The sequence below is a fragment of the Nocardiopsis sp. RV163 genome (assembly GCF_001029525.1).
Taxonomy (GTDB): Bacteria; Actinomycetota; Actinomycetes; order Streptosporangiales; family Streptosporangiaceae; genus Nocardiopsis; species Nocardiopsis dassonvillei.
This window is the reverse complement of the sequence record NZ_LEKI01000267.1, coordinates 1-4,191: the sequence shown is the minus strand read 5'-3', so window position 1 is coordinate 4,191 and position 4,191 is coordinate 1. Positions and strand designations below refer to the sequence as shown.

The 4,191-nt window shown below is 73.3% G+C and carries 5 protein-coding genes; 4 read left to right on the top strand and 1 reads right to left on the bottom strand.

Going from position 1 to position 4,191, the window contains the following annotated elements:
• The 4 genes from ABD54_RS25715 to ABD54_RS25700 form a co-directional block, all read left to right on the top strand.
• Positions 1 to 759: MSMEG_4193 family putative phosphomutase (locus ABD54_RS25715; protein WP_047872136.1), on the top strand; the 759-nt coding region annotated here is incomplete at its 5' end.
• A gap of 160 nt (positions 760 to 919) precedes the next feature.
• Complete coding sequence (locus tag ABD54_RS25710) at positions 920 to 1,501, top strand: DUF3090 domain-containing protein (protein ID WP_047872134.1); 582 nt, start codon at positions 920 to 922, stop codon at positions 1,499 to 1,501.
• 58 nt (positions 1,502 to 1,559) lie between these two features.
• Complete coding sequence (locus ABD54_RS25705; RefSeq protein WP_047872133.1) at positions 1,560 to 2,312, top strand: SCO1664 family protein; 753 nt, start codon at positions 1,560 to 1,562, stop codon at positions 2,310 to 2,312.
• Positions 2,313 to 2,569: 257 nt separating this feature from the next.
• Positions 2,570 to 3,361, top strand: a complete 792-nt coding sequence (locus tag ABD54_RS25700) for an HAD-IIA family hydrolase (RefSeq protein WP_235432201.1) — start codon at positions 2,570 to 2,572, stop codon at positions 3,359 to 3,361.
• A gap of 124 nt (positions 3,362 to 3,485) precedes the next feature.
• Here ABD54_RS25700 and ABD54_RS25695 read toward each other — a convergent pair whose 3' ends face one another.
• Positions 3,486 to 3,869 (bottom strand): RNA polymerase-binding protein RbpA, encoded by a 384-nt coding sequence (locus ABD54_RS25695; RefSeq protein ID WP_013153776.1) that lies wholly within the window; start codon positions 3,867 to 3,869, stop codon positions 3,486 to 3,488.
• Positions 3,870 to 4,191: the final 322 nt, after the last annotated feature.

Below are 4,191 nucleotides of genomic sequence, written 5' to 3'. Positions count from 1 at the left end.
CCACCGCCCGCACCCGAGGCGGTCACCCTCCTCCTCATCCGGCACGGGATGACCGACGCCACCGGCCCCCGCCTGGCGGGGCGCGCCCAGGGCGTCCACCTCAACGACACCGGCCGCGTCCAGGCCGCGCACCTTGCCGGTCGGCTCACCGGGCTCCGACCGGCGGCCCTGGTCTCCAGCCCGCTCGAACGCTGCCAGGAGACCGCTGAGGCCGTCGCCGGGCAGCTCGGCGTCCCCGTCACCACCGACGAGCGCTTCGTGGAGTGCGACTACGGCTCATGGACGGGTCGCGGCCTCGGCGAACTGTCCGACGAACCCCTCTGGCGCGTGGTGCAGGACCACCCCAGCGCCGCGCGCTTCCCCGGCGGGGAGGCCCTGGCCGAGTCCTCGGCCCGCGCGGTCGCGGCCGTGCGCGACTGGAACGCCCGCCTGCTCACGGCGCCAACCGGGGACCCGGCCCCGGGCGCTCCGTCCGTCCCACAGGACCCGCCCGTGTACGTGGTGTGCAGCCACGGCGACATCATCAAGGCCGTCGTCGCCGACGCCCTCGGCATGCACCTCGACCTGTTCCAGCGGCTGCGGGTGGACCCCTGTTCGGTCACCTCCATCACCTACACGCGCACCCGTCCCTTCCTCAACAAGCTCAACGACACGGGGGAGAGCCTGACCGCGAGCCTGCCGACCCCCGCCGAGGCCAGCGGCGACGCGGCCGTGGGCGGCGGCGCGGGCTCCCGGGAGACCGCCGCCGACGCCCCCTGACCGCCCCGTTCCGCGGGGACGGACCGGCGGCCTCGACGGCCCACGCCACGGCACCGAGGCGCGCACCCGCCCGGTGCCGGGCCCCGCGGCCCCGACCGGGTCCACCAGCGCTTCCGGCAGGTTTGGCACCGGGAGGCCCGCATCCCGTAAGGTTCTTGGCATGCCCGTCTTTCAGTTCAATCCGCCGGAGCGGTTCGTCGCGGGGACCGTGGGCCAGCCGGGAGACCGCACCTTCTTCCTCCAAGCCGTGGGCGAGGGGCGCATCACCAGCGTGGTCCTGGAGAAGGCGCAGGTCGAGGCGCTCGCCACCCGTATCGAGGAACTACTGGAAGAGGTGCACCGGCGCTTCGGCTCCCCGCCGGAGGACACCGCTCCGCCCGAGGACGACGCTCCTCTGGAGCAGCCCATCGAGCAGGACTTCCGGGTCGGCACCCTGGCCCTGGCCTGGGACGCCGAGGCCGCACGCGTCATCATCGAGGCCCAGGAGATCGACGAGACCGCCGGTGAGGACCTGCTGGAGGACGACGAGGAGGAGCTGGAGGTCTTCGCCGAGGAGGCCCCCGCCCACCGCGACGTCCTGCGCGTCTACCTCACCCCCGGCGCCGCGCGCTCCTTCGCCGGACGCGCGCTGAAGGTGGTCGCCGCCGGACGCCCGGACTGCCCGCTGTGCGGACGCCCGCTCGACCCCAGCGGCCACATCTGCGTACGCCAGAACGGCTACCGACCGGACAGCCTCGTCTGAGCGCGCCGATGAGCACACCACCGGCGGGCCGCCGGGCGCGCAGACCCGGGGGCCCGCGATGAGGGACACGGCCGACGCCTTCGACGGCCTCAGCCCGTCCGTCGGGCTCGACCTGCTCCGCGCCGGAGAGATCACAGTGGAGGGGCGGCTGACCGCCGCCTCCAACGCCACCCTGTACTGCACCGTCTCCGACGGCGTGCGCTCGGCCGCCTGCGTGTACAAGCCGGTGGCGGGGGAGCGGCCGCTGTGGGACTTCCCCGACGGGACCCTGGCCGGGCGCGAGGTGAGCGCCCACGCCGTCTCCGAGGCCCTGGGCTGGGGGATCGTCCCGCCCACCGTGCACCGCGACGGCCCGTTCGGCGAGGGCATGGTGCAGTTGTGGGTGCACGGCGACTCCACCGTGGACCTGATCGCCCTGGCGCGGGAGACCGACAACACCGACCTGCGCCGCATGGCGGTGTTCGACGCGGTCATCAACAACTCCGACCGCAAGATCGGCCACCTGCTGCCAACCCCCGGGGGCCACCTGTACGGCTGCGACCACGGGGTCTCCCTCGCCGAGGACTACAAGCTGCGCACCGTGCTGTGGCAGTGGCAGGGCCAGCCGCTGCCCCAGGACGCCCTGGAGGCCCTGGGGTCGGTGCGAGACCAGCTCGCCGACGCGGACAGCGCCCTGTCCGAGGAGTTGGCGCGGCACCTGACCGGGCCGGAGGCCTACGCGGTGCGCAGCCGGGTGGACCTGCTCATCCGGCACGGCATCCACCCCTACCCGGCGCCTGACTGGCCCGCGGTGCCCTGGCCGCCGATCTGAGCCCGGGCGCGGCCTCCGCCCGCCCGCCAAGCCGAGCCGCCTCGGGGACGTCTTAGGACCCAGCGGCACCGGCGGGAGGGAACCCCGAGGCGGAGACCGAGCGCGTGCGGGCCGGACCCGGAGGGCCGGTCGCCCCGCGCCCGGAGGGGAGCTTCCCCGGGGAGGAGCCCGCGGCCGGGGCCGGACCGGTGTGAGGGTGCTCGCCTACCAGGGGGTGGGAATGGCGCGCTCCTTGCCCCTGACGGCACAATGGGCACGTGAGCAACGAGTGGAACTACCTATTCGACATGGACGGCGTGCTCGTACGCGAGCAGCACCCCATCCCGGGCGCGGACGAGCTCATCGCGGAGCTGCGCGAGAACGGGATTCCGTTCATGGTGTTGACCAACAACTCCATCTACACCCCCCGTGATCTGCGTGCGCGTCTGCTCAGCTCGGGCCTGGACATCCCCGAGGAGTCGATCTGGACGTCGGCCCTGGCCACCGCCCAGTTCCTCCAGACCCAGCGCCCCAACGGGTCGGCCTACGTCGTCGGCGAGTCCGGCCTGACCACAGCCCTGCACAACGTCGGCTACGTGATGACCGAGCGCGACCCCGACTACGTGGTGCTCGGTGAGACCCGCACCTACAGTTTCGAGGCCATAACCCGGGCGATCCGGCTGGTGCGCGGCGGCGCGCGGTTCATCGCCACCAACCCCGACGAGACCGGCCCCAGCGCCGAGGGCCCGCTGCCCGCCACGGGCGCGGTCGCCGCGCTGATCGAGAAGGCCACCGGCCGCCGCCCCTACTTCGTGGGCAAGCCCAACCCGCTGATGATGCGGTCGGCGCTGCGCCGGATCGGCGCGCACTCGGAGAACACCCTGATGGTGGGCGACCGGATGGACACCGACGTGCTCAGCGGTCTGGAGGCGGGCCTCCAGACCGTGCTCGTGCTCTCGGGCATCTCCGAGCGCGAGACCGCCGAGCAGTTCCCCTACCGCCCCACCCGTGTGATCGGTTCGGTCAAAGAGCTGGTGGGCATCACCCGCGACCCCTTCCAGCGGGACTAGCGTCCGCGCCGGGTCCGCCGCGGAGGGGGCGCGGGCCGTCTTCGCGCGGCCCGGGTCCCGCCGGGGGCCGACACGGCGACGGGGGCGGCGGACCGTGTCCGCCGCCCCCGTGTGTCGCGGGTGCTCAGGCGCTCTGCCGCTGCCTGGCGATCTCCTCCACCTTGGCCGCCTCCTCGCGGCGGCGGGCGCGGAGCAGGGCCAGGCGCTCGGCGAGGACCTCTTCCAGGTCCTCCATGCTCCGGCGCTCCAGCAGCATGTCCCAGTGGGTGCGCGTGGGCTTGGCGTTCTTGGGCTCCTCGCCGGAGCCGTCCCGCCGCAGGGCGCGGTCGCCGCAGAAACGGCACTCCCACTCGGCGGGAATCTCTGCCTCGGTCGCGAAGGTGACCGAGAAGCGGTGGCCCCGGGTGCAGTCGTAGGTGACTTCCTGCCGCGGAGCCAGGTCGGTGTTGCGGTCGTTCTCGTAGCTCGTCGCCCCGAGCCGGGTGCCGCGAAGTGCTCGCTCGGCCATCGTGTGGGTGCCTCCAGGCGCTTGTGCGGTCTCGCGGGGTGTAACGCGTCGGTCCACGTCAAGATTCCCCGCTGACCTGAGGTCGAACCACCTCCGGCGTCCGGGGGCCACCCCGATCCCAAAACATCGTCCGGTGCGCCGAGTGTGGCACATGTGACCTGGAGCACTCCAGGCTGACTGTTTCGGGTGTGTCTCTATATACGCCCGCCGGGGGCGAAAAACATCCGCTAAGCCCCGCTTTCGCCCTCCCGGCGCACCCTCCTGCCTGGTGGGGGCGGGAACGCGACCCCAGGGGCCGAATCGATAGCGGCGGGGACCCGCC